This window comes from Nostoc sp. UHCC 0870 (assembly GCF_022063185.1).
Classification (GTDB): domain Bacteria; phylum Cyanobacteriota; class Cyanobacteriia; order Cyanobacteriales; family Nostocaceae; genus Trichormus.
Genome location: NZ_CP091913.1, coordinates 830,051 through 851,671, shown reverse-complemented (window position 1 = coordinate 851,671; position 21,621 = coordinate 830,051). Strand labels below are relative to the sequence as shown.

The following is a 21,621-nucleotide window of genomic DNA, read 5'->3' as shown; positions in this document are numbered from 1 at the left end:
TAAAGACTTTTTAATGCTGGGAGGTTCAAACCGGAATATTCCAGTGAATAAATGTAGGTCTTATTAAATACAAAAATAAAAATTTCGGGGATAAAATATTATGTCGTTACAGCAAGTTAATGCTTTTTATGAAGTTTTGATGTCAGAAACATCTATTTATGAAGCATACTTTAATAAATGCTGTAACAGAGGTCTGTTAAGCAGTTGGCATTGGGACACAACCAAAATAGTGAATTTTGCAGCTAGTCTTGGTTATAAATTTACTGAATATGAATTAACTCATGTATGGTTTGAAAGTGAGCCTAGTTTATATAATGATTCGCTGAGTTTATCAAAACAAAGAAAGTTGCTGGAATTAACTCAAGTTTAGGTTTAATTAAATATTAAGACGCTTTTTCTTGCCCTAGAGAAAGCGTCCTGTAGCTTGTTTCCACGAAGTGGTACGGGAAATTCAAAATTATAAAATTGCCTGTACCTGGGACATTATTATCTATTTTGACAAATCACTTGTCGCATTTTACGCATATTTGCAGGCAATTCAAAGTTCATGGCTTGTTGAATAAACATCGCCGGGATGGGAATATTTGGGATAGCTTGGACACTATAAGCTAGTAAAGTCCCATGATCACAGTCTTTTAACTCAATATTAGCAGCAAATTCAACAAAACTACCTTTCTCCATGCGGAATTGAATTTGTTGTCCTAGCACTTCTACAACGTTGAGGTAAATTTCTACTTGAGCGGTCAAAAATAAAAATGCTTTCTGTGCGGATTGGTACAGGCGTTTGACTTCACCCCGTTGTAAAACTTCGCTTTTAGTAATGTCTGGAAAGTATTGTACCCAACGGGGGTAATCAGTGATTTGTTGCCATACCTGCGATCGCACCATTGGTAAGTACATACAAGCACTGACTGCACCACCAAAGACAGTATGCGATCGCGATTGGACTAAAATTTCACCCTGCAACATTAGCTGTTGCTGTTCTTGATTCCAAGTTATACCTGAACCTGTCATCACCGGGTCTGAGATATCGATTACAGACATAAATTTCTTTCCCTTACTCCTCAACATCACCATCTGCATAGGTTGTGACTACAAACCCTTTAACGGGGTGAAGTACAACCTCATCAATATATAATTCTAGTTTCCTACACCAGGGTTTTGGAATTAATTATGTGTTGTAATTATTCTGAAATTTGACGAAAAAATCCGTATTTCTCACTACAAATATTAATTTACACTTAAGTAGTATCAAAAATCAGACTAGTGCTTTACAAAAAATTTATCCTAGAAATCCTCAAAGGTCACAAATCCTATCTATATACAATATTCTATAGACATTGGCATCGGCAAAAATCTATGACAATTCTTGTTACTCTGTCAATGAACAGAAAATTGTAAATTGAGAGGTAAATAGCATGAATCAATCTTTCTTAAACCGCCTATTAACTCAAGCTTTTGGTGTTTTTCTGGGCATTGGTATAGCTGTCTGGCTACTCAGGGGCTTTGGTCTGATCACCTTTATTCCTGGGGGGGTCATTTTACTATTATTGCTGGGGGCGATCGCCATAGGTCTAATTTCCTATGTCCAAAAAACATGGTGGCGTTTCTAAATATATATCGAAATAGATTTTGTTTGATTGTTTTTATGCAATCAGACTGGTGTGTTGATGATGAACTGCTGTTAAAGATATTTACAGACCAGAACAAAATCAACCAATAATACAATACTGCACACGGCACTAACCACCAGTGAAAGCAACACATCTCACTCTGAAAATTTCCCTGTCACCTGTCACCTGTCACCTGTTCCCTGTCCCCTGTCCCCTGTCCCTGATGTTTCTTCTGTACTAGCCTAGATAGTAGATGATCATGTAGAGATGTTTTAAAAATTGCTACCTTTAAAAATTGTAGTTATCGGCGGTGGGGCCGCAGGATTTTTTGGGGCGATCGCTTGTGCCGAATCCAACCTTCAAGCCCAAATTACTTTACTCGAAGCCAGTCGTCAACCGTTGGCTAAAGTCCGCATTTCTGGTGGGGGACGCTGTAACGTCACTCATGCTTGCTTTGAACCACAAACACTAGTACAAAATTATCCTAGGGGCGGTAAAGCTTTGCGTGGTGCTTTTAGCCGCTTTCAAGCTCAAGATACCGTAGCTTGGTTTAATGCCCACAGAGTGCAACTTAAAACAGAAGCTGATGGTAGGATGTTTCCCATTACAGATAGTTCAGAAACAATTGTGAACTGTCTGATGAATACCGCCACAGCCGAGGGTGTAGAAATTTGGACTGGGGTAGTTGTAGTTGGTGTCAAACGACTCAGTAATGAATTTGAGGTAAGTTTAAAGTCCGGTGAGATAATTAGATGCGATCGCCTGCTCTTAGCAACCGGTAGTAGTCACATCGGTTATAAAATCGCCAAAGAATTGGGACATCATATCGAATCCCCAGTCCCATCATTATTTACATTCAATATCCCTGAAGCAAAACTGCGGGCGTTAGCTGGGATTAGTGTTAACCCTGTACGTTTGCGGTTATGTGTTGGGGAGCAGCCGCCACTAGAACAAACAGGGCCATTACTCATCACTCACTGGGGTTTAAGTGGCCCGGCTGTGCTGAAGCTTTCGGCTTGGGGTGCAAGACTGCTGCACGAACACCACTATCAAGCTAGTTTATTAGTAAACTGGTTTCCCGAACTCACACAAGAAGAAGTCCGGCAAAAAATCTTAGCCGTTAAGAATGAATGGGGAAAAAAAGCGATCGCCTTGCATCGTGGCGTTGATTTACCTCATCGTCTCTGGCAATACATCATTAATCGTGTAGGTATCACCACAGATGACCGTTGGGCAGAATTACTTAATAAAACTTTAAATTTGTTAGTACAAGAACTGACACAGGGAAAATACTTAATTGAGGGTAAAGGAGTCTTTAAAGAAGAATTTGTCACCTGTGGCGGTGTGAATCTTCAAGAAATCAACTTCAAAACTATGGAAAGTAAGCTAGTTCCTGGACTTTACTTCGCTGGAGAGATTCTTGACATAGACGGCGTGACTGGTGGATTTAACTTTCAAAGTGCTTGGACAACAGCTTATTTGGCAGGAAATGCGATGAGTGCTGAGTAGCGAGTGCTGAGTAATGAGTAATGAGTAATGAATAGGGAATGGGGAACTGAGAAAAAATTCTCCCTTTTCCCTTTTCCCTATCACCTGTCACCTGTCACCTATTTTTCATAAAGTCAAGTGTCATCAGGTATCATACTCAGCAGTTAATACTATTTAACCAAGCTGGATAGTCCGATTTGAAATAAATGAAGGTATAGTTAATGGGAAAAGGTATTTCAACCTTATTAGCAGTATTACAACGCAGAGGTTTGCCAGCTTTGTCTACCTTAGCGGCTGTGATTGGCGCATCAGTTGCTTACCTGGCTGTAACTCCGCGTTTTTATGAAACATCAGCGAGATTGATGGTTGATGCCAAAGGTGTGAACATTTCAGAATTAGGACGTGATTTAACACAACCTTCAGTTGTAGGACGTGGTAGTCACTCCCTAGCAGATCAAGCAGAGTTAGTCAAATCACAGGCGGTTTTGGATAAGGCGATAGAAAAGCTTGTTTCCCAAAACAAAAATAGTGCCAATCCAATTCAGATAAAACCTACAGATATTACTTCTTCCTTGAAGGTCAGCATTTTACCGGCTACTAACATTCTGGAAGTGAGTTATTATAACCAAAATCCTGAGTTTGCAGCTGAAGTGCTAAATGCTGTTTCTCAAGCGATGGTTGAGGAAAATATTCAAGTCATTAGCTCACAAGCTACTAAAGTCAGGCAATTTCTCGAAAAAGAAGTACCACTAGCTCGTAATCGCCTGCAAAAAGCAGAAGTGGCGGAGTCTAAATATAGACAGCAAAGTGGTGTTATTGCAGATACTGACCAAACTCGGAGCTTAGTCGAGAGTTTAAAGAATATAGAAGACCAAGAACGGATATTATTAGCTCAAGTACAAGAAGCGCGATCGCGGCATGATTCCCTGAGAAAACTTACTGCTACTAAAAACATCAACAACGCCTATACATCAGTACGTAGCGGTCAAGATGAACAACTCAAAGCCTTAAGAGCTAAATTAACAGAATTAGAAACTCAACTCATAGAAGCTCGTTTACAGTTTACAGAGAATCACCCCAGAGTTTTATCCCTAATAGGACAGCGAGATCAGATTCGGAGTTTATATGCAGAGCAAGTGGGTCGGGTCTCACCGGAAAATCAAAGCGTCTCTTCTGCTGATGTGGCATCTGATCAAATCAGTCAAAATCTTACCACTCAACTAATTACTAACGAAGTGGAGCTTCTGGCAGTTGAAAATAAGCTCCGAGCAGTTCAGTCTATGAGAACTGACCTCCAGGCTCGTTTAACAATATTACCTCTCAGACAACAACCACTCACCATGCTTACCCGCCAACGGGAGGAAGCGGCCGAGTCTTTGAAATTGCTACAAAGCAAGCTAGAAGAAGCACGGATTGCGGAAGTGCAAAAGGTAAGTAACCTCAGAATCATCGAAGTAGCTCAAGCCCCAACTGCTTCTGCCTATCCCAAGCGATCGGTTGTGTTAGTTATCGCTATGTTCTTTGGTAGTATTCTAGCTACTGGAATAGTGCTGCTATTAGAGTTAATGGATAACAGACTCTATGATGTTGCAGACGCAGAGGAACTACTTAAGTTACCACTACTGGGAATTTTACCACGCCTCCCTGCTACCAAGCTCACCCTCGAACCAGCCGAAAAATTCTTAGACGATGTAGGCTTAGTTGAGCCTTACCGGATGCTCTTCAAAAATTTAGAGTTTCGCAACACTGACAAATTGCACATTGTCGTGGTAAGCAGTACCATTTCTGGAGAAGGTAAATCAGTCGTGGTGTCACACTTAGGTGCTGTTGCAGCCATGCTATCTCGCCGCACACTCATCATCGATGCAGATTTGCGTAGACCTGTGCAGCATACACTGTTTAACTTACCTCCCAAACCAGGGATTACCGATGTCCTTAATGGGAATAGATCATTACTAAGTGCAGCACAGTCAACAGATATTGAGAACCTTTTTGTCTTGACTTGTGGTGAATTACATGGTAGACCTTCGCAGTTGCTGGAATCACAAGCAATGAAGTCCCTAGTAGCTGAAGCCGCATTACACTACGATTTAGTCATTATTGACACGCCGCCTCTGGGGGTTTGTGCTGATGCTTCCACCCTGAGTCAATATAGTGATGGAGTCATCATGACTACACGCCCCAGCGTCACACTCAAAGAATCTTTGCAAAGAGCAGTATCAGAACTCAATCAAAACCGGATACCCATTCTGGGATTAGTAGTCAATGGTATGACAACCGAGACAGAAAAATATTATCGCTATCCCATTGATGAGAAGCAATCCTTCCTATCTAGTCCTTTAAGGCGGTTGAACTTGCTAGGAAGTAGTAAAAGAGATTCCTAGAACGATTTGAGGTGAAAATATTGCAACTCCTCGACCTAAAGGTACGTTCGCGGTAGCATTGCGTAGCAGAGATAGGCTTTCCCTGTTGGTCTGCCCCAGCATAATTGCATTGCTGCAAAATTTGTATAATCTTGCTTTTACCGAGAAAACTACTAAATAAATACGCAAATATGAAATTCAGCGAAATCATACACCAATTCGGTGAAATTGCCATCGACCATAGTCTGAACATCAATCAAAATCATGACCCAGAACTTATAGGGGTAGCGGCCATTGAAGACGCAAAAACTGGTATTTTAAGCTACGTAGAAGGTGGAAAATTTGCCTCTTTTATTCATACGACAAGTGCTAGTGCTTTAATTTTGCCTCATGATCAAACGATACAAGCTCAAGCAGAAGAACGAGGGATAGCTTGGGTAGCGACAAAAGAACCAAGATTGTTATTTGCCAAAGCGATCGCTATATTTTATCAACCATACTGTCCCAGCCCAGCAATTCATCCTACAGCAGTCATTCACCCCACAGCAAAAATTGGTGAAAATGTCTACATTGGCCCCCATGCTGTGATTCAGGAAAGAGCAGAAATCGGTGACAGTGTGATTATTCATCCCAACGTCGTCATTTATCCCGATGTGAAGATAGGCGATCGCACCACCTTACACGCTAACTGTACCATCGAAGAACGTAGCCAAATCGGTGCAGATTGCGTCATTCATAGCGGTGCTGTCATTGGTGCAGAGGGTTTTGGCTTTGTCCCAACCCGGACTGGTTGGTTCAAAATGGAGCAATCCGGCTATGTAGTCTTAGAAGATCGTGTAGAAATAGGTTGTAATACTACCGTTGACCGCCCAGCCGTCGGGGAAACCAGGATAGGGTACGATACCAAAATTGATAACTTAGTGCAGATTGCTCATGGTTGTCAAATTGGTTCAGGTTGTGCGATCGCTGCTCAAACTGGCATGGCTGGAGCAGTACAATTAGGCGATCGTGTGATTTTAGCTGGACAAGTCGGAATAGCCAATCAAGCGAAAATGGGTGATGGCTCAATTGCGTCGGCTCAAAGCGGTATCCTCCACGATGTTGCACCAGGAGACGTTGTTTCCGGTACTCCTGCTGTTCCCCACAGGACATATCTCAAAGTTGCTGGTATTTACAGCCGCTTGCCAGAAATGTATCAATTTTTTAGACAACTGCAACGTCAGTTTAAGGGAATAGAGAGTGGGGAGAAATAAATTAAAAATTAAAAATTAAAGTGAAGTAGGGGCGGGTTTACCCGAATCATCGTGAATAATTGAGGATATCTGTGAACTCGCCCCTACTAAAATCTAAAATTCAAAATCTAAAATTGGTTGACTTTTGACTGTTTTTTATTTTGAATTTTGAATTTTGAATTTTGAATTGATTCATCCAATCCCCAATTGCTCAAAATCCCAACTTTTCTAAAACGGGTTTTGTCGAAACAATATGCCGTTCTAAACCCAATTCTTTAGGGCTAACACCTAATGCCAAAGCAATTAACTGGGGTAAATGTAACACAGGCAAACCTAATTTTTGCCCAATTACTTTTTCTACCTCTGGTTGACGAGAATCTAAATTTAGATGACACAGAGGACAAGGGGTTACTAAACAATCAGCACCAGCAGTTAAAGCGTCTTGAATGTGCATCCCAGCCATCTGGAAAGATTGGGTAGTCGCATAGCTAGAAAGAGGCCAGCCACAACATTGAGTCCGACCACGATAATAAATTGGTGTTGCACCCACCGCCCGAAAGACATTTTCCATTGCTTCTGGATTGTAAGGGTCTTCATCGGGCATAGGCTTTTGGGCGCGGAGGAGATAACAGCCATAAAAAGCGGCACACTTTAACCCAGATAACTTACGGGTGACACGATTGCTAATTTCCTCTAAACCATAATCTCTGACTAGCGCATAGAGGATATGTTTAACTTCTGTTTTACCGCGATAAGGTAGACAGCCTTCTTTGTTTAACAAGCCATTGACTTGCTTGACATAATCAGGGTTACTGCTTTGAAAATCTTGCAAGCGTTCGTTAACATGACCAATTACACCCTGACAGGTACTGCAATGAGTCAGTAGGGGTAAATTTAAGGCTTCTGCTAGGGCGATGTTTCTGGCATTAACGGTATCTTCTAAAAGTTGCGAATCTTCCTTAAATGTCCCTGAACCGCAACAAGCAGCTTTTTTTAGTTCAATCAGTTCAATACCCAATGCTTGAGTCAGGGCTTGAGTTGACTGGTATAATTCCCCGCAAGCACCTTGAGCTACACAACCAGGAAAGTAAGCATATTTTAGTGTCTGAGATAGCATAAAAATAAGTTTGGTTTAGGGCAACTGCCCCGATGATAACTGTTTTATCACCTCTCACCAGAGATACTGAGGAGGGAATGTATTTTTTTTAGAGATTCGCCAAAAATTGAGTCAGAATTGATAACAAGCAGTATTAAAAAAAGTTATGAGTTGTGAGTAATGTTAGCGGTAGCGCGGCGTTTAGCCGGTGCTGAGTGGGGAATCTCACTCCTGACTCGTAACTCCTGACTCGTAACTCCTGACTCGTAACTCCTGACTCGTAACTCCTGACTCACAACTCAGGACTCACAACTCAGGACTCAGCACTCAGCACTCAGCACTCAGCACTCAGCACTGACATCACTCTATTCCTATTTTGGACAAGGACGTATACGGGCGATCGCGCTTTCCGATAAGATGTATATGCTCAAAGCCATGTCTCCCATAAAGAGCAGACTATCGCAGTTGGTTAAGGAATTTTTATATATGAGCCAGGCAGAAATCTTTGCACAAGTCAAGAAAATCATTGTCGATCAACTTAGTGTTGACGAGGAAAAAGTTACCGAAACAGCAAATTTTGCTAACGATTTAGGGGCAGATTCCCTAGATACAGTGGAATTAGTAATGGCTTTGGAAGAAGAATTTGATATCGAAATTCCCGATGAAGCCGCCGAAAAAATTACAACCGTTCAAGAAGCAGTGGATTACATCAACAGCAAAGTTGCCGCATCCGCTTAAGAAAGTGCTGAGTCATGAGTGCTGAGTAATGAGTAATGAGTGAGATTTCTAACTCGGAACTCGGTACACTACGGCTGAGTGAAATTTTCCACTCAGAATTCAGCACTCAGAATTTAGAATTCAGCACTCAGCACTCAGCACTCACTACTCAGAACTTTTTTTGCAACTTTCTCGCCATCTTTTACTGAGTCATGACAGATTATAATCGTAAACGCGTTGTTGTAACTGGTGTTGGCGCGATTACACCGATTGGTAACACACCTGCTGAATATTGGGAAGGATTGTTAAGCGCACGTAATGGCATTGACTACATCACTTTCTTTGATGCTTCTAGCCATGATTGTCGCATTGCTGGTGAGGTGAAAAATTTCGATCCGCATGAATACATGGATCGTAAAGAAGCCAAGCGCATGGATCGATTTTCCCAATTTGGAGTCGCAGCAGCCAAACAAGCAGTTGCAGATGCCAAGTTAGTTATTAATGAACTCAACGCCGAACAGGTAGGAGTTATTATTGGTTCTGGTGTAGGCGGTATTAAGGTCATGGAAGACCAGCAAACCATCTACCTAAACCGTGGCCCAGATCGCTGTAGTCCATTCATGATTCCCATGATGATCGCTAACATGGCGGCAGGACTGACAGCAATTCACACTGGTGCTAAAGGGCCAAATAACTGTACTGTGACTGCTTGCGCCGCAGGTTCTAACGCCATTGGGGACGCTTTTCGCATGATTCAAGGCGGTTATGCTCAAGCCATGATTTGTGGTGGGTGTGAAGCGGCAATTACGCCTTTATCTGTAGCTGGCTTTGCGGCTGCACGCGCCCTTTCCACTCGCAACGATGACCCCACTCATGCGTGCCGTCCCTTCGATCGCGATCGCGATGGATTTGTCATGGGTGAAGGTGCGGGAATTTTGATTCTGGAAGAGTTACAACACGCCCTCAGCCGTGGCGCACGCATTTATGCCGAAATCGTTGGTTATGGCATGACCTGTGATGCGTACCATATTACCTCCCCTGTCCCTGGCGGTGAAGGCGCAGCTAGAGCCATCCAATTGGCACTGAAAGACGCAGGCATTACCCCAGATCAAGTCAGCTATATCAATGCCCACGGCACTAGCACCCCAGCTAACGATTCCACAGAAACAGCCGCGATTAAAAAAGCCTTGGGCGATCATGCCTACAAAATCGCCGTCAGTTCGACTAAATCAATGACAGGACACCTGTTAGGTGGTTCTGGAGGTATTGAAGCTGTAGCCACAGTCTTAGCTACAGCTAACGATCGCATTCCACCTACAATCAATATCGAAAACCTTGATCCAGAGTGTGATTTAGATTACGTACCCAACGTTAGCCGCGCTCTCAAAGTTAATGTGGCCTTATCCAATTCCTTTGGATTTGGTGGTCATAATGTCACCCTAGCTTTTAGAAAATATGCCTAGCACCGCTACGCAAAAGTCAAAAGTCAAAAGTCAAAAGTTAAAAGTCCTGACTCAGTACGCTGCTCACGCCCCGCGCCGCTAACAGCACTCAGAATAGAATTCAGAATTCAGAATTCAGGGGACAGAATAGTTCAAAAATTAGGAGATAATGTCAGTAATCGACTTGCTTATAATCTAAAACATGAATGAAGAATCCAGAATCCAAAGTTCAGAAATCTTGAATTTTTCTATTCTGCATCCTGATTCCTGAGTTCTGAATTCTTCTTCTTGACTTTCAAGTTTTCCATTCTTACTGAGAAGCTGAAATCATCATCTGTATCGGCTATCCCGTAATCAAAACAACAACAGTATCGTAAATGTCATTCCCCAATCAGCTAAGGGTTCAAGTTGACCTGGTTTTTGGCTTGATTAATTACCAGAAACTCAGGATACCCCGCTTGTCCATGCACAATTGGGAATGGGATGATGATACTGTAGGGGAACTTCCAGCAGTTAACAGTTAACAGTCAACAGTTATCAATATAAAATTTACTGCTGATAACTGATCATTGATAACTGATAACTGTTAAAAACTACCCCGTTAAGAGTAGCTCCAAGAGTACAAACCCGTCGTTAAAAATAAGAGATTATGGCTGTTGCAACCCAATCCCTCGAAGAACTTTGTATTAATTCGATTCGTTTCTTAGCTGTTGATGCTATAGAAAAGGCAAAATCGGGACACCCAGGACTGCCGATGGGCGCAGCTCCGATGGCTTTCGTACTCTGGGATCGCTTTATGCGGTTTAACCCCAAAAACCCCAAGTGGTTTAACCGCGATCGCTTTGTTCTGTCTGCTGGTCACGGTTCGATGTTGCAGTATGCCCTGCTCTATCTGACAGGCTACGACAGCGTCAGCATTGAAGATATCAAGCAATTCCGGCAGTGGGAATCCAAAACCCCCGGACACCCTGAAAACTTCATGACCGCAGGCGTGGAAGTGACAACTGGCCCCCTAGGTCAAGGTATTGCCAATGGTGTGGGTTTAGCGATCGCAGAAGCTCACCTCGCAGCTAAATTCAACAAACCCGATGCCAAGATTGTTGACCACTACACCTATGTAATTCTAGGTGACGGTTGCAACATGGAAGGCATTTCTGGTGAAGCGGCTTCTTTCGCTGGACACTTGGGATTAGGTAAACTCATCGCTCTGTACGACGATAATCACATCTCTATTGATGGTTCTACAGATGTTGCCTTTACTGAAGATGTTTCTAAGCGGTTTGAAGCTTACGGCTGGCAAGTCCTGCACGTCGAAAATGGTAACACCGATTTAGACGCAATTCACAAAGCTATTGAAGAAGCGAAAGCTGTCACCGATAAACCCACCATGATTAAGGTGACAACTACTATCGGTTACGGTTCTCCCAATAAATCTAATACTGCTGGTATTCACGGTGCTGCTTTGGGTGGAGACGAAGTAGCATTAACCCGTAAAAATTTGGGTTGGGAACATGAACCTTTTGTCATTCCACAAGATGTCCTCAACCATACCCGCAAAGCTGTAGAACGCGGTGCTGGCTACGAATCTGAATGGAACAAAACCTTTGCTGACTACAAGGCTAAGTATCCCCAAGAAGCGGCTGAATTTGAGCGTTACCTAAGCGGTAAACTAGCTGACGGTTGGGATAAGGTACTACCTACCTACACCCCCGAAGATAAAGGATTACCCACCCGGAAGCACTCAGAAACCTGTCTCAACAAATTGGCGGCGGTTTTACCTGAACTGATTGGTGGTTCAGCTGACTTAACCCACTCCAACCTGACCGAAATCAAAGGTAAGGGCGACTTCCAGAAAGGACAATACCAAAACCCCAACATCCACTTTGGTGTGCGGGAACATGGTATGGGCGCAATCTGTAATGGGATGGCGTTGCACAGTTCAGGTTTAATTCCCTACGGTGCGACTTTCTTAATCTTCACCGATTATATGCGGGCTGCTATCCGCTTATCTGCTCTGTCTCTAGCTGGCTCGATTTGGGTGATGACTCACGACTCCATCGGACAAGGTGAAGACGGCCCCACCCACCAACCTATTGAAACCCTGGCTTCTTTACGTGCGATTCCTAACCTGACAGTGATTCGCCCCGCCGACGGTAACGAAACCTCTGGTGCTTACAAAGTCGCAATTGAAAGAGCGAAGAATAACGCTCCTACTTTGTTGGCGTTTAGCCGTCAAAATGTCCCCAACTTAGCCGGTACATCGATTGAAGGCGTAGCTAAGGGTGGATATGTAGTAGTAGAGTGCGATGGTACACCCGATATCATCCTCATGGGTACTGGTTCAGAGTTGAACCTCTGTGTCACCGCAGCTGAGAAACTTGCAGCCGAAGGTAAGAAAGTCCGTGTAGTTTCATTGAGTGCTTGGGATTTATTTGAAGCACAAGATGCAGCTTACAAAGAATCTGTTTTACCTAAAGCTGTCACCAAGCGTTTGGCTGTAGAAGCTGCTAGTAGCTTCGGTTGGCACAAATACATAGGTAGTGAAGGCGATACTGTGACAATTGACCGCTTTGGTGCTTCTGCTCCCGGCGGCGTTTGTTTAGAGAAGTTTGGCTTTAGCGTTGATAATGTGTTAGCTACAGCTAAAAAATTGTTGGGTTAATAGCAACGGAATATTCTCTTAACTTTGGGGTGGACGTTTTGTCCCCCCTTTTTTTAATGCAGAAGAGAGGGGAAAAGAGAGGGAATTATAAACATCTTTACCCTACTTCTTTATACAAAAAAATCCCCCAGAAATTCTGAGGGAATTGAGAGAAGGAGCGTTTTTTCGATGAGAAATCTATGCAGGGGTTGGTTGAGTACCACTTTGCAGTAGTTGAATAATCGCAGCTTTTTCTAATATTCCGACTAGCACGCCGTTATCACGAGTGACGGGTAGTGCAGATAATTTTTGTTGATCGAGTAGTTGGACTACTTCTAGTAATGGTTTATTTGATGGGATGGTGGTGGATTCAATCGATCGCATCACGTCTTTGATTTGTGTTTCTGACCACAGTGTTGTATTGACAGTGCGTAAATCATGAAGTGCGATCGCACCTACTAATTGTCCTTCATCGTTGGTGACTAAGAACCTTTGCCAGTTATTGCCTTGAACAATTTGCTGATCTGCAAACTCTCTGAGGCTGATATTGGCTGAAACAACTGGGCTATTAAGTGTAACCGCGTCTTCTGCTGTCAATCCTGTGAGTTTTTCTTGGAATTTAGCAAATTGCGCCGCATTACCAGCATTTCTTAATAGGAAGAAGCCAATTAACAAGTTCCAGAAGTTGCTGAAGCTACCAAAGAAGAATAGGGGAATTACACCAGAAGCGATCGCTACCCAACCAAAGATTTGTCCAACTCGGCTAGCAAATGTCACACCTTTGTAGGGATTACCTGTAATCTTCCAGACAATGGCTTTGAGGATATTACCGCCATCTAAGGGTAAGCCAGGAATGAGGTTAAATAAGGCTAAGGCTAGGTTTACAGATGCTAGAACACCGAGAATGGCTGCTACGGGGCCGGATATGGGGCTGGTAATACCAATTACTGTAACGATACCGCATAACAGCAGGCTGACTAAAGGCCCAGCGATCGCTACCCAAAAGGCTTCACCTGGGGTTTTCGATTCTTTTTCTAAGCTAGCCAAACCACCGAAAATGAATAGTGTAATTGAATTTACACTAATTCCTTGACGTAAGGCGACAAAGCTATGTCCTAACTCGTGGGCGACGACAGAGGCAAACAATAACAACGCTGTCGTCAATCCTAATATTAAAGCTAATCCCCCGGACAATTGGGGAAATTGTGCCATTAGTCCGCCGCTATAACTCCAGGTGACTAATCCTAGAACCAGAAACCACGACGGGTGGATATAAAAGGGGATACCGAAGAGATTCCCAACGCGAATTGTGCCGTTCATGTCGTTTACCTTTGATTTTAACGGCGAGAGTTGTTTTTTAACCCTCTCGTTGTTTTCATTGTAACGAAGTATTAAGCAAATTTAATATTTGTCATGGTAGTAGTGTCCGGCTGATTAGGTGCGGTTATCAGGAAAACTGTTTTGAGTGCTGAGTGCTGAGTAATGAGTAATGAGTAGTGAGTAGTGAGTAATGAGTAGTGAGTAGTGAGTAGTGAGTCAATATTTATTTGGAGCAGCCGCTTAATTGCTTAATCGCCTTGGGGGTAATCATTCCATAAGGTGGTAATCTCTCGTAAACTTTGATGATTACCATTACCCAAAATTAAATGATCTAGCAACGGTATACCTAATAATTGCGCCCCTGATAACAATTGGTGCGTTAACTCTATATCTTCTGGGCTGGGTTCTAAGTTTCCTGAAGGGTGATTATGGGCGACTATCGCCCGTGTTGCGCCTTGACGAATTACTTCTCGAAAAATCTCGCGGGGAGAGGCTAAGGTTTCGGTGGCTGTACCGATGGTAATTACTTGTGTACCCAGTAGACGATTTTTCACATCTAATAATAGGACAGCAAAACGTTCTTGTGCTTGCCACATTAAATCTTGACTTAAAGCCGCCGCCGCTACAATTGGGCTATCAATGGGTGTACGGTCTAAGGGACGAGAGTGGAAAGCCCGTTTACCTAATTCAATCGCGGCTAAAATAGTTGTGGCTTTAGCAGGGCCAATTCCAGGTATTTGCATTAATTCAGCAGGTGTTACTTCTCGCAACACTGCTAAGGGGTCACGTTGATGTTTGCCCAATTCTTGTAAAATATATTGTCCTAAACCTACGGCTGAGAGTTTACCTGGCCCTTGTCCAGTCCCTAAAAGAATTGCTATCAACTCGGCTGTGGCTAGAATTTTGGGGCCGTGACTCATTAAACGTTCGCGGGGACGTTCATTTTCAGGTATATCAGCAATTCTCAGGCAATAGGTCATAAAACAACTAAAAAATAGCCACTTATAGATGGATGCAACTATTTTTAGTTATGCCCTGTTTGCGATCGCAATTATCCTATCTTGAGGAAATCTTTAAATTTTAGAGATGATATTGTCTCTGCACGTTAGCCGACGCTGTACTTTTGGGCGTATGCCATTGCCAGAATGTATCACGGTTTTGAAACATCACAAACGCAGCCACCGTGAGTAAAAAATAACCAAAACTCTTTTGCAACCGCGCCGCAGGTACAAACTGAGACAAGTAAGCACCGATAAAAGTCCCGCCGCTAGCAGCCAAGATAAAAGACAACATTAAACCCCAGTCAAAGGTGACGTTTCCCCAATAGCCGATAAATCCAGCGATCGCATTCATGGTAATAATCAATAATGATGTACCAATGGCTGCTTTCATCGGCACTTTACCCAGTAACACTAAGGCGGGAACAATAGCAAATCCTCCACCCACACCAACTAACCCCGTCAACACACCAACAACAATTCCCTCACTCACCAACCACAACCAGCAATATTTACAGACTGGTGGCGGGTAAGGTGTAAGGTCATCAGATTTTTTAGTACCTGCGCTACGCTGAATCATGACTATACTAGCCACCAGCATTAACAGTGCAAACAGCAACATTTGTATAGTATCGGTAATAAATGCTAGGGTGGCTAACTTCGCGCCGAAGAAAGCACCCAACATTGTTGCTGAACCAAAAATAGAGGCTGTTTTTAGCAAGACATTTCCGGCTCGCCAGTGGGGGATTAATCCCAATATACTGACTGTACCAATGATGACTAGAGTCATAGCGATCGCATTTTTCGGCGCGACTCCCATGACATACACAAGCACAGGTAAAGCCAAAACCGAACCACCGCCACCCAGTAACCCTAAGCTAATACCAATAACAATGGCAAAAACATGACCGAGTATCCAAGTCATAATTTGTAATTCGTAATTCGTAATTCGTAATTCGTAATTCGTAAGCCCTACGTAATTACACAGTATTAATTACACACTTTTTTTCTGTCCCCTGTCCCCTGTCCCCTAATTAAGGCTTCTGGCGGTTATAAGGTAGTTTCGCCAGTAACATTCCCATTGCACAGGTATTTGTCACCCCAGCAAAGACTAATCCGCTACCTACAAAGCCACTTAAAATTAAAAACCAAGGTGAGACAAATGCACCAAGCACAGTTCCGATGACAACTAGTGAACCTGCAACAATTTGTACTTGTCGCATCATGCTAATTGGCGCATGAGGATTAATTTCGGTTGGTAAACCTGCGGCTTTCCAAGTTGGTAGTCCTCCTCGCAGATGATAGACGTTGTTCATATCTGCTGCGATCAACTTTTTGGCTGCTTGGGCGGAACGATTCCCAGAACGACAGTATAAAACTATGGGTTCTCCTTGTGAGGTTACTTGGTTCGGCTGCAAATTAGAGAGAGGAAGTAACTTTGCATCAGGGATATGTTCTTCTGCATATTCTGAAGGTTCGCGCACGTCAATTAGTAAGACGTTGTTGTAGTCCAGCCATTGTTTGAGTGTGACTGCATCAATTTCAGCGAGTTTTTGAGTTTGTGTCATAATTCCTCATTTTGAATTTTGAATTTATTAGACTGCTTGGCCGCAGAGTTGATTGGCTGGTACTGCTTCCATAATCTTTTTCGGATTGGGTAGGTTTAAATTACCCATCAATTTGATAAAATCTGAGCGATCGCGTCCAACAAACCGAGGATTAAATTTTCTCTCCTCGCCAATAGTTGAAACCATGTGTCCTCGATAATCGTGTCCTGGATAAACGAGTGTGGTATCAGGTAGGGTGAATAAATTTTGGGTAATGCTGTTGTAAAGCGTTCCTGCATTACCGCTTTGAAAATCTGTGCGTCCACACCCGTGAATCAGTAGAGAATCCCCTGTTAGCAAATGGGTTTTGTTGACCAAATAAGCCATGTGACTGTCAGTGTGTCCTGGGGTGGCGATCGCTTCTATCACAACTGGCCCAATTTCCAAGGCTTCACCATGTTGAATTTTTCGGTCAGCACAGACCGCATTCGCCCCCATAGGTACAATACTCTGACATCCTGTTAACTCCCGCAGTTTCCCTGAACCAGTAATATGATCGGCGTGGATATGGGTTTCTAAACAGTAACGCAGGGTCAAACCCAGTTCCTCAATTAGCTTTTGGTCGCGTTTGACTTGTTCTAGCACTGGATCAACTAAAATTGCTGTCTTGCTGATCTCATCTGCAATCAAATAAGTGTAAGTGCTGGTTTCTGGATCAAATAGTTGTCGAAAAAACATAGTCTCAACTCCTAGACAATCATCTGTTTGGTTATTAGCTACTATACTACTATATAGTAATATAATATAAACATGGTACAATAGCTAGTGTCAACAAAAAATCTACTGAAATTGATTGCACTATGCTCGAATCGTCTCCTACGACACTCACACCCATTGCAGAGTATTTCAAAGTTTTATCTGAAGTGAGTCGCTTACAAGTTTTGTGCGCGTTGAAAACAGGTGCAAAAAATGTCAGTGAAATTATGGAAATTACGCAACTCAAACAAGCTAATGTTTCTAAGCACCTGCAAATTTTGGCGCAGACAGGTATTATCAAGCGTCAACCACAAGGCGTGAGTGTGTTTTATGAAATTGCTGACCCAATTATTTTTGATTTGTGCGAGTTAGTTTGTCAGAGTCTCTCAGTCCGATTAGCACAACATTCACAACAAATAAAGCAACTGGAAAATAGTGCATTAGCCACTAGCGATGGGCTACGCGCTAACCTAGGCGATCGCCGCTAATTTTTTCATGTATCAAGCTTTTCAACCACAGAGACACGGAGACACGGAGAAATTGCTTTGAGTCTCTCTGTGTCTTAGTGTCTCTGTGGTTCAATATTTTTTACCACTAATTGCACAGTAAAAACTAATAGAGGTACACTAAAGCCAATCTACTTAAAAGTCAATTAGTAATTATTTTCGTTAAATTGGGATCACAATCAAAGCGTGAGGATTGATACGAGATGCGTGTTCTACTGGTATATCCAATTTTTCCCAAAACCTTTTGGTCATACGAAAAAATTCTAGCTTTAGTCGATCGCAAAGTGCTGTTACCACCATTGGGTTTAGTCACAGTAGCGGCGATTCTACCCCAAGAATGGGAATTTAAGCTGGTGGATCGCAACATTCGTCCAGCCACAGAGGAAGAATGGGCGTGGGCGGATCTCGTGATTTTCTCCGCGATGATTGTCCAGAAACAAGATTTATTAGAACAAATCCAAGAAGCCAAGCAACGCGGTAAGTTGGTGGCTGTGGGTGGACCTTATCCCACATCTACACCCCATGATGTGGAGAATGTTGGGGCAGATTTCCTGATTTTGGATGAAGGGGAAATCACCCTACCTATGTTTGTGGAAGCAATTCAACGAGGGGAAACCTCTGGGAAATTCCGCACTGCCGAAAAACCAGATGTAACAAGCACACCCATACCCCGCTTTGACTTACTAGAATTTAATGCTTATGACATGATGTCAGTGCAGTTTTCTCGCGGCTGTCCCTTCCAGTGTGAATTCTGCGACATTATTGTGCTGTATGGACGCAAACCCCGCACCAAAAATCCAGCCCAACTATTAGCAGAGTTAGACTACCTCTATGAATTGGGTTGGCGGCGGGGTGTGTTTATGGTAGACGATAACTTTATCGGTAACAAGCGCAATGTGAAGCTGTTGCTGAAAGAGTTAAAAGTCTGGATGGCAGAACACCAGTATCCGTTTAAATTTGATACTGAAGCTTCCGTTGATTTAGCACAAGACCAAGAAATGCTAGATTTAATGGTTGAGTCTGGTTTCTCCGCCGTATTTTTGGGAATTGAAACCCCAGATGAAGATAGCTTGCAAATGACGAAGAAATTCCAAAATACTCGGAGTTCTTTAACTGATGCAGTGCAAACCATCATCAAAGCTGGGTTACGCCCAATGGCTGGGTTTATTATTGGATTTGATGGTGAAAAAGCAGGCGCAGGCGATCGCATCGTCAGGTTTGCTGAACAAGCTGCAATTCCTTCTACCACCTTCGCTATGTTGCAAGCCTTACCCAACACAGCATTATGGCATCGCCTGAAGAAAGAAGGCAGATTACGGGAAAATCAAGAAAGTAACATCAACCAAACTACGTTGATGAATTTTATTGCTACCCGTCCTTTAGAAGATATTGCTAGAGAGTATGTTGAAGCTTTCTGTGCTTTATATGATCCTGTGAAATATTTAGATCGCACCTATCGTTGTTTCCTGATGTTGGGTGCGCCACGTTACAAAACACCATTCAAGATGCCAGAGTTGGTAGTAATTAAAGCCTTATTGATTGTAATTTGGCGACAAGGCATTAAACGAGAAACTCGCTGGAAATTCTGGCATCACCTGTTTAGCATCCTCAAGCATAACCCTGGAGTTGTTGAACATTACATTTCAGCTTGCGCCCACAACGAGCATTTTCTAGAATATCGTCAAATTGTGCGCGACGAAATTGAAAAACAACTAGCGGAATACTTAGCCCAAGGTGCAGAAACCCCCTATGTACCTGTAGTAGAGGCTAAGGCTGAAGCTGTCGTGAGTTAGTGCTGAGTGCTGAGTGCTGAGTGCTGAGTGTTGAGTGCTGAGTGTTGAGTGCTGAGTGCTGAGTGCTGAGTGTTGTTAGCGGTAGTGCGGCGTTTAGCCGGTGTTGAGTGTTGAGTGTTGAGTGTTGAGTGTTGAGTGTTGAGTGTTGAGTGTTGAGTGTTGAGTGTTGAGTGTTGAGTGTTGAGTGTTGAGTAGAGACGTAGCAATGCTACGTCTCTATAAGGTTTAATGGTATGGGTGCGAATAGGTCAAAATGGAATAAACGCGATCGCACTTTACTAATGATGCAGATTACTCAGAGTCTCCACACAGCTATTCTCGTGACTGACTTAGAACGGGCGGAAAAGTTCTATGGACAGGTTTTGGGGTTATCCAAAATCGACCGCACTTTAAAATATCCTGGTGCATGGTATCAAGTGGGTAACTATCAAATCCACCTGATAGTTGCATCCGATGTACCGACAGAAAAACCCAACGACAAATGGGGACGCAATCCCCACGTTGCTTTCTCGGTTGCAGATTTAGACGCAGCCAAACAAGAATTACTCCATCAAAATTATCCCATACAAGCCAGTGCTTCTGGTCGTGCTGCTATCTTTGTCAAAGATCCAGATGGGAATGTGATTGAACTGAGTGGGGGATAGGTGACAGGGGATAGGTGACAGGGGATAGGTGACAGGTGACAGGGGATAGGGGGAGTAAAGAAAGAACTAATAACTATTGACTATTGAAAAGTATTGCCTACATTTACACTGATCCTTTATTAGAAACCTCTCCCGTGTCAATTGATTGGGGACGAGAGGTGGATTTGGTGTATGCGGATTTGGGTATGCGATCGCAGTTGCAACAACTACTAATAGACTGCAAAACTGAATCAGTAGATTGTCTGCTGGTGCGTCGTTTGGAAGAATTGGGGGATAATGTAGAGGAAGTAAGCGATCGCCTAATGCAACTCGAAGCTATGGGTGTGGCTGTCATCGCTACAGAACAAGCCTACAACTCAGCAACTTCTCATCTACGTGCAGATTTACTGAAATTACTCCATGAAATTCAACTCCAGCAACGTAGCCGGCGCATCCGTCAAGGACACGCCCGTAATCGTCTTGAGGCTGCACCACCTCCCGGTAAACCGCCCTACGGTTATCGCCGGGGTAAGGGTAAATACACCATAGATCGCAGCACATCGCCAGTAGTGAAGGATTTTTTCGATCACTTTTTACTCTACGGTTCTCTTAGGGGTGCTGTGCGTCATTTAGGGAAAAAGTATGGTAAGAAAATTTCTGTGACTACTGGTAAGCGGTGGTTGACTAATCACGTCTATCGGGGTGATACGGCTTATCACAATGGGGAAATTATCTCTGATACCCATATTGCGATCATTTCTAGAGAAGAAGCCGCCCAAGTTGACCGAATTCTCCGCCGGAATAGTCGTTTACCATCTCGCGCGGCTAGTGCGCCGCGTTCTTTGGCGGGGTTGGTTGTCTGTCAGCAGTGTCAGTCACACACGACAATTACCCGTGTAACTCAACGCCATCAAGATCAGGAATATCTATATTTACGCCCCATTAGTTGTCCACAAAGTCCCAAATGTCGGGCTATTGCTTACCAAGAAATTTTAGAACGCACCATTGAAAAGGTGTGCTGTGATTTAGCCCCAGCCGTAGCCGGGTTGAATTCGCCCCAGTTAGATGGAGTTAAGAGTAGTATAGGAGATGCGATCGCTCGTCAGCAAGAAATCCTCGAACAGTTACCTACTTTCATAGAAACTGGTGTTTTAGATACAGAAACAGCAAAGTTAAGGGCTTACAAACTCCGTACAGAAATCTCTACACTCCAAGCCAAGTTAGCCACTCTCCCCCCAGTCAATTTATTATCTGTAGCGCAGGCGGTGTCAATTCCCCAATTTTGGCTAGATTTATCAGAAGCAGAACGACGATTTTACTTTCGAGAATTCATCACACAAATCGAGATTGTCCGGCAAAATCAAGATTGGGATTTGCAGGTAATTTTTATTTTTTAACCTGACAACGCTATTATCCATATTTGTTATTATTTGTGTCAGTCCATTACTGGCTAACAATTACGAATTACGTAAAGCCTACGGCATAG

The 21,621-nt window shown here is 43.2% G+C and carries 20 protein-coding genes; 12 read left to right on the top strand and 8 right to left on the bottom strand.

Going from position 1 to position 21,621, the window contains the following annotated elements:
* The first annotated feature begins 100 nt into the window (after nt 1-100).
* Nucleotides 101-370 (top strand): hypothetical protein, encoded by a 270-nt coding sequence (locus tag L6494_RS03635; RefSeq protein WP_237991496.1) that lies wholly within the window; start codon nt 101-103, stop codon nt 368-370.
* Nucleotides 371-486: 116 nt separating this feature from the next.
* On the opposite strand, the gene L6494_RS03630 is transcribed toward L6494_RS03635, so the two are convergent.
* A complete protein-coding gene (locus L6494_RS03630; RefSeq protein WP_237991495.1) occupies nt 487-1,044 on the bottom strand; it encodes an SRPBCC family protein in 558 nt (185 codons plus the stop codon).
* 374 nt (nt 1,045-1,418) lie between these two features.
* Here L6494_RS03630 and L6494_RS03625 point away from each other — a divergent pair, with 374 nt between their 5' ends.
* From L6494_RS03625 to lpxD, 4 genes are all read left to right on the top strand, one after another.
* Nucleotides 1,419-1,613: a hypothetical protein gene (locus L6494_RS03625; RefSeq protein ID WP_237991494.1), complete on the top strand. Its 195-nt coding sequence runs from the start codon at nt 1,419-1,421 to the stop codon at nt 1,611-1,613.
* Between the two features lie 279 nt (nt 1,614-1,892).
* A complete protein-coding gene (locus tag L6494_RS03620; protein ID WP_237991493.1) occupies nt 1,893-3,122 on the top strand; it encodes an NAD(P)/FAD-dependent oxidoreductase in 1,230 nt (409 codons plus the stop codon).
* A gap of 200 nt (nt 3,123-3,322) precedes the next feature.
* Complete coding sequence (locus L6494_RS03615) at nt 3,323-5,485, top strand: GumC family protein (protein WP_237991492.1); 2,163 nt, start codon at nt 3,323-3,325, stop codon at nt 5,483-5,485.
* A gap of 170 nt (nt 5,486-5,655) precedes the next feature.
* Complete coding sequence (gene lpxD / locus L6494_RS03610; protein WP_237991491.1) at nt 5,656-6,717, top strand: UDP-3-O-(3-hydroxymyristoyl)glucosamine N-acyltransferase; 1,062 nt, start codon at nt 5,656-5,658, stop codon at nt 6,715-6,717.
* A 190-nt stretch (nt 6,718-6,907) separates the two neighbouring features.
* On the opposite strand, the gene L6494_RS03605 is transcribed toward lpxD, so the two are convergent.
* Entirely contained in the window at nt 6,908-7,813 is a 906-nt protein-coding gene (locus L6494_RS03605) for a CoB--CoM heterodisulfide reductase iron-sulfur subunit B family protein (protein ID WP_237991490.1), read from the bottom strand.
* Nucleotides 7,814-8,278: 465 nt separating this feature from the next.
* Between L6494_RS03605 and acpP the strand changes: the two genes are divergently transcribed.
* The 3 genes from acpP to tkt all read left to right on the top strand — a co-directional run bounded on the left by acpP (nt 8,279) and on the right by tkt (nt 12,613).
* Nucleotides 8,279-8,530 carry an acyl carrier protein gene (gene acpP, locus L6494_RS03600; RefSeq protein WP_237991489.1) on the top strand — a complete coding sequence of 84 codons (252 nt, stop codon included), beginning with the start codon at nt 8,279-8,281 and terminating at the stop codon, nt 8,528-8,530.
* 191 nt (nt 8,531-8,721) lie between these two features.
* The gene (fabF, locus tag L6494_RS03595; protein ID WP_237991488.1) at nt 8,722-9,972 is read left to right on the top strand and encodes a beta-ketoacyl-ACP synthase II; all 1,251 of its coding nucleotides are present in this window, start codon (nt 8,722-8,724) and stop codon (nt 9,970-9,972) included.
* A 628-nt stretch (nt 9,973-10,600) separates the two neighbouring features.
* Nucleotides 10,601-12,613 carry a transketolase gene (tkt, locus tag L6494_RS03590; protein ID WP_237991487.1) on the top strand — a complete coding sequence of 671 codons (2,013 nt, stop codon included), beginning with the start codon at nt 10,601-10,603 and terminating at the stop codon, nt 12,611-12,613.
* Nucleotides 12,614-12,790: 177 nt separating this feature from the next.
* Here the strand turns inward: tkt and L6494_RS03585 are convergent, their stop codons facing one another.
* The 5 genes from L6494_RS03585 to L6494_RS03565 form a co-directional block, all read right to left on the bottom strand.
* On the bottom strand, nt 12,791-13,912 hold the full coding sequence (locus L6494_RS03585) for a site-2 protease family protein (protein WP_237991486.1): 1,122 nt from the start codon (nt 13,910-13,912) through the stop codon (nt 12,791-12,793).
* A gap of 248 nt (nt 13,913-14,160) precedes the next feature.
* Nucleotides 14,161-14,892 carry a RadC family protein gene (gene radC / locus L6494_RS03580; protein ID WP_237991485.1) on the bottom strand — a complete coding sequence of 244 codons (732 nt, stop codon included), beginning with the start codon at nt 14,890-14,892 and terminating at the stop codon, nt 14,161-14,163.
* A gap of 100 nt (nt 14,893-14,992) precedes the next feature.
* Complete coding sequence (locus tag L6494_RS03575; RefSeq protein WP_237991484.1) at nt 14,993-15,835, bottom strand: sulfite exporter TauE/SafE family protein; 843 nt, start codon at nt 15,833-15,835, stop codon at nt 14,993-14,995.
* Nucleotides 15,836-15,944: 109 nt separating this feature from the next.
* Nucleotides 15,945-16,478, bottom strand: coding sequence for a rhodanese-like domain-containing protein (locus L6494_RS03570; RefSeq protein ID WP_237991483.1), 534 nt, complete (start codon nt 16,476-16,478; stop codon nt 15,945-15,947).
* Between the two features lie 27 nt (nt 16,479-16,505).
* Nucleotides 16,506-17,195 carry an MBL fold metallo-hydrolase gene (locus tag L6494_RS03565; RefSeq protein WP_237991482.1) on the bottom strand — a complete coding sequence of 230 codons (690 nt, stop codon included), beginning with the start codon at nt 17,193-17,195 and terminating at the stop codon, nt 16,506-16,508.
* 122 nt (nt 17,196-17,317) lie between these two features.
* Between L6494_RS03565 and L6494_RS03560 the strand changes: the two genes are divergently transcribed.
* Together L6494_RS03560 and L6494_RS03555 are read left to right on the top strand one after the other, a co-directional pair.
* Nucleotides 17,318-17,701, top strand: a complete 384-nt coding sequence (locus L6494_RS03560) for an ArsR/SmtB family transcription factor (protein WP_237991481.1) — start codon at nt 17,318-17,320, stop codon at nt 17,699-17,701.
* A 221-nt stretch (nt 17,702-17,922) separates the two neighbouring features.
* Nucleotides 17,923-19,512, top strand: coding sequence for a B12-binding domain-containing radical SAM protein (locus tag L6494_RS03555; protein ID WP_237991480.1), 1,590 nt, complete (start codon nt 17,923-17,925; stop codon nt 19,510-19,512).
* On the opposite strand, the gene L6494_RS03550 is transcribed toward L6494_RS03555, so the two are convergent.
* A complete protein-coding gene (locus tag L6494_RS03550; protein ID WP_237991479.1) occupies nt 19,509-19,718 on the bottom strand; it encodes a hypothetical protein in 210 nt (69 codons plus the stop codon). The genes L6494_RS03555 and L6494_RS03550 overlap by 4 nt on opposite strands.
* Before the next feature lie 78 nt (nt 19,719-19,796).
* Between L6494_RS03550 and L6494_RS03545 the strand changes: the two genes are divergently transcribed.
* Together L6494_RS03545 and L6494_RS03540 are read left to right on the top strand one after the other, a co-directional pair.
* Nucleotides 19,797-20,156 carry a VOC family protein gene (locus tag L6494_RS03545; protein ID WP_237995787.1) on the top strand — a complete coding sequence of 120 codons (360 nt, stop codon included), beginning with the start codon at nt 19,797-19,799 and terminating at the stop codon, nt 20,154-20,156.
* 83 nt (nt 20,157-20,239) lie between these two features.
* A complete protein-coding gene (locus L6494_RS03540) occupies nt 20,240-21,532 on the top strand; it encodes a recombinase family protein (protein ID WP_237991478.1) in 1,293 nt (430 codons plus the stop codon).
* Nucleotides 21,533-21,621: the final 89 nt, after the last annotated feature.

Excerpts from the sequence above, each read along its gene's own strand:
- L6494_RS03545 (WP_237995787.1), top strand. The coding sequence starts at position 19,797 with ATGCAGATTACTCAGAGTCTCCACACAGCTATTCTCGTGACTGACTTA.
- tkt (WP_237991487.1), top strand. The coding sequence starts at position 10,601 with ATGGCTGTTGCAACCCAATCCCTCGAAGAACTTTGTATTAATTCGATT.
- acpP (WP_237991489.1), top strand. The coding sequence starts at position 8,279 with ATGAGCCAGGCAGAAATCTTTGCACAAGTCAAGAAAATCATTGTCGAT.
- fabF (WP_237991488.1), top strand. The coding sequence starts at position 8,722 with ATGACAGATTATAATCGTAAACGCGTTGTTGTAACTGGTGTTGGCGCG.
- L6494_RS03570 (WP_237991483.1), bottom strand. The coding sequence starts at position 16,478 with ATGACACAAACTCAAAAACTCGCTGAAATTGATGCAGTCACACTCAAA.
- L6494_RS03625 (WP_237991494.1), top strand. The coding sequence starts at position 1,419 with ATGAATCAATCTTTCTTAAACCGCCTATTAACTCAAGCTTTTGGTGTT.
- L6494_RS03585 (WP_237991486.1), bottom strand. The coding sequence starts at position 13,912 with ATGAACGGCACAATTCGCGTTGGGAATCTCTTCGGTATCCCCTTTTAT.
- L6494_RS03615 (WP_237991492.1), top strand. The coding sequence starts at position 3,323 with ATGGGAAAAGGTATTTCAACCTTATTAGCAGTATTACAACGCAGAGGT.
- L6494_RS03605 (WP_237991490.1), bottom strand. The coding sequence starts at position 7,813 with ATGCTATCTCAGACACTAAAATATGCTTACTTTCCTGGTTGTGTAGCT.
- L6494_RS03635 (WP_237991496.1), top strand. The coding sequence starts at position 101 with ATGTCGTTACAGCAAGTTAATGCTTTTTATGAAGTTTTGATGTCAGAA.
- L6494_RS03555 (WP_237991480.1), top strand. The coding sequence starts at position 17,923 with ATGCGTGTTCTACTGGTATATCCAATTTTTCCCAAAACCTTTTGGTCA.
- radC (WP_237991485.1), bottom strand. The coding sequence starts at position 14,892 with ATGACCTATTGCCTGAGAATTGCTGATATACCTGAAAATGAACGTCCC.
- L6494_RS03565 (WP_237991482.1), bottom strand. The coding sequence starts at position 17,195 with ATGTTTTTTCGACAACTATTTGATCCAGAAACCAGCACTTACACTTAT.
- L6494_RS03630 (WP_237991495.1), bottom strand. The coding sequence starts at position 1,044 with ATGTCTGTAATCGATATCTCAGACCCGGTGATGACAGGTTCAGGTATA.
- lpxD (WP_237991491.1), top strand. The coding sequence starts at position 5,656 with ATGAAATTCAGCGAAATCATACACCAATTCGGTGAAATTGCCATCGAC.
- L6494_RS03560 (WP_237991481.1), top strand. The coding sequence starts at position 17,318 with ATGCTCGAATCGTCTCCTACGACACTCACACCCATTGCAGAGTATTTC.
- L6494_RS03575 (WP_237991484.1), bottom strand. The coding sequence starts at position 15,835 with ATGACTTGGATACTCGGTCATGTTTTTGCCATTGTTATTGGTATTAGC.